Genomic DNA, 5,780 nt, shown 5'->3' on the forward strand with positions numbered 1-5,780 from the left:
ATAAGGTTCTTGGGAAATAAGGGCAATTGTGTCATGTAGGGATTCAAGCGTCACATCCCTAATGTCTTGATCACCAATTAGGATTCGACCTTCTTGAGGATCATAAAATCGATTGACAAGGGCTGCAACTGTCGTTTTTCCAGCCCCAGTGTGCCCTACCATCGCAACTGTTTCACCAGGAGCGATCTTGAAATTTATTTTCTTTAGTACTTTTGTTCCTTCTACGTACGCAAATGATAGATTTTCAAAAGTGATGCCGTCACTAGTCTCTTTTAAAGAAACTGCGTTTGGAGAGTTTACTATCGTTGGTTGTACTTCAAGAACGTCTAAAATACGATCCATGCTCGCTAATGACGCTTGAAACTGAGTCGCCATCCAGCTAAGGGCGAGCAGAGGCCAAAGAAATCGTTGAACAAGAATTACTCCAAGAAATACTTCACCTAGTGTTAAAACAGGGGCTGTACCAATTGCTAAGCTACCTCCAACAAATAAAAGGGCTGCGATTCCAATGATTCCCATTGCTCTTATTAAAGGCTGCATAAGCGTCATTAAAATCATGAAGCGTAATCCGTGGCGATATGCCATTTGATTAAGTTGTTTCATTTTTGCTGCTGTTTCCTCCTCTCGGTTGAAGGCTTTAGCAACATGAATACCACTCAGATCCTCAGCGATTTGTCCAGAGACCTTACCGTAGGCTCGTTGCGAGGCCAACATTATCCTCTGGCCTACAGTACCAAATAGTACTACAACAAAGACTACGGCGGGAGTGACTGCCAAAGCCGTCAAGGCGATTAAAGGGTTCGTAAGCCACATTATTACAAAGGTTATAACTAATAAGAGAATTTGACTTGAAAAATCTATTGTCGTCTGAACCCCAATTCCAAGATCGTCGATATCAGAAGTCACTCGCGATGTTACATTCCCACTCTGTTCGGACTTAAGGTAGGACAAATCAGTACGAACCAGATGGTTATATAAATCCTGTTGAATATTTTGAACAAATCCAGCTCGCGCACCTGACAGGATCCAAGTATTAATGGAATTAAGTAGCCAACTACTGAGCCTTAGTCCCACGTAAATACCGCCAAGGAGCAAAATTCCCCTAATGGTGCTACCAGGAGTCAGCACAAGATCAATTCCCCATGAAAGAACCAATGGATCAATCGCTTGGAAAATCGTTGAAACCAAGGCAAGTATAACTCCGATGGCAATGATCCTCTTGAAACGACCCACATACTCAAGCATTCTGATTAAGAGAACAAATATCGGTCTGCTTCGCTTCTCTGTTTCTCCAATAAATCTACGACGGCTAGACATTATATCGCACCTCCCGTTTTGATTACTCCATTGGCATACTGCAATGCACCTGGCAATTTTTCAAAGATGCGGTGGTAGTGATCCGAGGTTTTAAGCAGTTCCTTGTGAGTTCCAATTGCCACGAGTTCACCTTTATCAACGACTACAATCAAATCCGATTCAAGAAGAGCTCTCAACCTTTGTGTGACTGTTATACTCGTTCGCCCTTGCATCACCTCTGATAATGCTTTTCTCAAGGAATACTCGGTTTGTGCGTCAATAGCAGATACTGAATCATCCAACAAGAGAACTTTGGGATCATGTAGAATAGTTCTAGCAATAGCTAGTCTCTGTCGCTGCCCTCCCGAAAGAGTCATTCCTCTTTCCCCTATTTTAGTCTCATATCCATCAGGCATAAGGGAGATAAATTCATGAGCCTGTGCCCGTTTTGCTGCTTCAATCACTTCTTCATCACTTGCTAGCATATTTCCAAAGGCAATATTATCCCTGATGCTCATTCTGAAGAGGAAGATGTCTTGTTCAACTAACCCAACAGCTTTCCTGACCTTTTTCGTATGAATAGACCTAAGATCAGTGCCATCGATTAGAACACGACCTTCCGTAGGATCATATAATCTCAATAGTAACTTCAGAATTGTGCTTTTTCCTCCCCCAGGTCCACCAATAAGGGCAACTCTTGAGCCTCCAGGTATCCTGAAATTTAGATTCTTTAACGCATAATTGCTATTCTTACCATTATTGTTAGTATAACTAAAGTTCACGTTTTCAAATACGATATCTCCAGCCCAGTTTACAGTTAGACGGGATTTGTCGGGTTCTGTCATCGGATCTTTCCAGTTTAAAATATTAACAAGTCTTTGGGCGTTTACGTAACCACCTCTAATTTCAAGCAGGAATCTTGGCAATATGAAGCCATAAGCGTCCAGTGCAATTAAAAGCCCAAGCATCTCAACAAGAGTACCTACTGAGAAAATACCCAACAGAGCTTGATTTGCTCCATAGAGAAAAGATAATCCTGTAACAGCAGTCATTATGAGAGCAGGGAGGTAGAACGCAGCTAAGCGCCCTTCATTCGTCTGTATTTCTTGATACTCCATTGAAATCTTGCGAAATTTTTCTTCTTCATATTCTTCACTACCAAACGCCCTAACAACTTCTATTCCTCTAAAGACTTCTTGGCTAATACTAGTTAATCTTTCGTTCTGTTCAGACCGTTTGCGTCTAATAGGTTCAACAGTGACGGCGTAACGGTAGGCAAAATAGAGATAGAGTGGTATTCCAACCACTGCAATGATTCCGATTGTGAAATCAATCAGCCAAAGGAAAACAACTGTTATCAAAAATGAACCAATTGTCGTAATAATCGTCCTTAGAGCTGGATTCAACGAGAACCGTATCCAGCGGATATCTTGCATGGCAACAGCGAGTAGTGTTTTGCTGTCTATCTGGTCGTGGAACGTCATGCTATTGTCTTGCAGGACTTCAAAAAACTCCTGTCGGGCATCACGCTCCCAACGGAGAACCATAATTGCAAAGCTATACCCAACTAAAAATATCGTAGCAAAGAGCGCACATGCAATTCCAACAATCATCCACACAAAAGTAATAAACCTTGGCGTCAAGCTCATCGATGTGTGCAGTTCATCTATTGCTTGGCCAAGGATAATAATCGGTAAAGCTTGAAACAGTGAGGCAAGAAAGGCTAGACCGACACTTACCATGGTTAAGAATGGGTATCGTCGAAGTGCAGACAACTGATAAGACAATGCACTTTTGTACTGTCCTTTTGCCATTATATCCACTCTAACCGTTTAAAATCTCTTCTAAGTTGCATAGATAGGATAAATGAATACAATAAACACATTTTGTTTAATCAACTCATTATCGTAAATAAATCATTTGAAATTAACATTTCAATGAAAGAATGTGACCAACAAGAAACATGATTTGATTTAAGTAATTTGCTTGTTCTCATTTTGAGAACAATACTCCATTACATTAATGTTCAAGATACATCAATACGATTTATATATGAGTAGAGGGGATATTAGAGGACAGCATTAGCTTTTTGCCCGAAATAGCGATCTATTTGATAAAACAATTTTGATTTAAACATCCAAAAGCATCTCAGTAAGACCTGAAGGGGGGATTTGAATGTGTACAAAAAATAGAAAAAACTCTTTAATACTATTGAGTTTACTTTTACTCCTATCGGCGATCTATTTGTATCCGAACCCAACGATGGCCCAAGAATCTGTTGTTTCATCCATTTCTGCTCCGGGACCTGATCCACATGGATTGACGTGGGATGGAGACTACCTCTGGCACACTGATGGTATTAGTGACAAAATTTACAAACTCAATCCGTCTACGGGTGATGTAGACGACTCCTTCGACTCTCCAGGACCTAAGCCCACAGGATTGACGTGGGATGGAGACTACCTCTGGCACGCCGATGGCATTAATGACAAAATTTACAAAATCAATCCGTCTACGGGTGATATAGACGACTCCTTTAACTCTCCAGGAACATATCCAAGAGGATTAACGTGAGATGGACAAAATCTTTGGAGCGCCGATTGGGATACTAAGAAAATTTACAAACTCAATCCTTCTACGGGTGCCGTAGTCGACTCCTTTGACTCTCCAGGATCTAGACCAACAGGATTAGCGTGGGATGGACAATACCTGTGGCATGCTGATTCCGGTGATCTCAAAATTTACAAAATTGATATAGGGGCGCCTCCTGTTGCCGCCTTCAATGTGGACGCCTCACCATCATCGAGAAATGTTGTGAGGGGCAGAACGACAAATTTCACTATCAGTGTTGAGTGGACCTCAGGTACGCCAGAAACTGTTACTCTAAGCATTTCAGGTGTTCCAGATGGCTGTAGTTCAGCATTCTCACCAATTTCAGGCACATCAGATTTTACCTCAACTCTATCCATAGCTACGACTGAAACTGCAACACTAGGAAGTCATATCCTTACTATCACAGGAACAAGCACCGGAGGCGAGACTGCTATTACTTCAGTGACGCTGGTAATTAGAGAATATGAGCCCACCACCACCGAGCTCATTATGGATCTCTTGACAACTCCAACTGTGCTAGCGGCAGTTATTGGTTTTATCGGCACCATTATAACTGCAATAGTTGCGATAACGAAATTACGGGGAAGAAAAAAGTCGGAGTGAAACAATCCATTTTTCACCGTTTCATTTCCGAAGTTGTTTTTTGTAATCTCTTTTTTAATTAATAAAAAGACACCTGCTTTTATCGATTAGATTTAAATATCGTTCTGGTAAAACATGCGTAACTGTATCAATAACTACGAGGGTTAGTAAATGACAACAAAGCCATGGATTGCACATTGGCCAACTGATATTCCACAAACTTTGACATATCCAAAAGTTCCGCTTTATCAATTGGTAAAAGAATCTGCAGAAGCATTTCCAAATATTACAGCGTATGTTTTTGAAGATGAAAGAACGAGTTATGAGCTGTATTATACTCAAATTGAGAAGTTTGCTGCGGCTCTTCACTCATTGGGAGTAAAATACACTGACAAGGTTGCTTTGTATCTTCCGAATATCCCTGCTTATCTAATTAGTTATTTTGCCGTAAATCGGGTAGGGGCAATTGTTGTTCCGTGTAATGCAGCATATCGCGAAAAAGAAATAGGTTTCATACTCAAGGATTCAGGAGCTGAAACTATAGTAGTCACAGAAGAATCATATCCTGTAGTGGAAAATGTTCGAAAAGAATCATCTCTAAAAAATGTAATAATTGTCGGAAAAGAAACTTTTCCAAATACTCTTAGTTTTTATGAGTTACTTTCTAAAACTGAACCTAATCCTCCTGAAGTAGATATACAATCAGAAGACATTGCAGTCTTAGGTTACACAGGAGGTACGACTGGAATCCCCAAAGGAGCTCTGCTCACTAATTACAACCTTGTATCAAATGCTATAACGTTCACTAACTGGTTTTATTTCGAAGAGGGAAAGGAAAGTACCATTGCCGTCTTACCACTTACGCATATTTTCGGTATGACCTGTGCGATGACAGGCCCACTTTCAAGTGCAGGAACCGTGTTCTTGATGCCAAGATTTAATCCAGTGAAGGTACTTGAACTGATTTCAACCTATAAGATTACATATTTACCTTGCGTTCCAACAGCGTTTATCGCGCTCTTACACTACCCAGAACTTGAAAAATCTGATCTTAGTTCACTTCGATTTGCGCTTTCTGGTGGTTCATCTCTTCCAGTTCAAGTAATGCGACAATTTGCGGACAAGACAGGTGTAAATCTTTTGGAAGGTTACGGGCTTACAGAAGCTGCCCCAGTTACTCATTTAAGCCCAATAGCACGAAAAAAGGGAGGTTCAATAGGAATCCCAATTATTGACATTGTCGCACGTGTTATAGATGAAAATGGAAATGAATTGCCTATCGGCGAACG

Annotated in this window: 5 protein-coding genes; 3 read left to right on the forward strand and 2 right to left on the reverse strand. The window is 40.8% G+C overall.

All coding sequences use genetic code 11. The features are described from left to right. Together QVB70_RS01675 and QVB70_RS01680 are read right to left on the reverse strand one after the other, a co-directional pair. Positions 1–1,317 (reverse strand): ABC transporter ATP-binding protein (locus QVB70_RS01675; protein ID WP_287582737.1); only part of this gene is annotated, 1,317 nt, incomplete at its 3' end. Beyond that, positions 1,317–3,110: an ABC transporter ATP-binding protein gene (locus QVB70_RS01680; RefSeq protein WP_287582739.1), complete on the reverse strand. Its 1,794-nt coding sequence runs from the start codon at positions 3,108–3,110 to the stop codon at positions 1,317–1,319. The genes QVB70_RS01675 and QVB70_RS01680, both read right to left, overlap by 1 nt. 361 nt (positions 3,111–3,471) lie before the next feature. On the opposite strand from QVB70_RS01680, the gene QVB70_RS01685 reads away from it, so the two are divergent. From QVB70_RS01685 to QVB70_RS01695, 3 genes are all read left to right on the forward strand, one after another. Next, entirely contained in the window at positions 3,472–3,870 is a 399-nt protein-coding gene (locus QVB70_RS01685) for a hypothetical protein (RefSeq protein WP_287582741.1), read from the forward strand. A gap of 240 nt (positions 3,871–4,110) precedes the next feature. After that, positions 4,111–4,512 carry a hypothetical protein gene (locus QVB70_RS01690; RefSeq protein ID WP_287582743.1) on the forward strand — a complete coding sequence of 134 codons (402 nt, stop codon included), beginning with the start codon at positions 4,111–4,113 and terminating at the stop codon, positions 4,510–4,512. A gap of 150 nt (positions 4,513–4,662) precedes the next feature. Beyond that, positions 4,663–5,780, forward strand: a 1,118-nt coding sequence (locus QVB70_RS01695) for an AMP-binding protein (RefSeq protein ID WP_287582745.1), incomplete at its 3' end; no start/stop codon positions are given.

Source organism: Candidatus Borrarchaeum sp. (assembly GCF_019058535.1).
GTDB lineage: Archaea > Asgardarchaeota > Sifarchaeia > Borrarchaeales > Borrarchaeaceae > Borrarchaeum > Borrarchaeum weybense.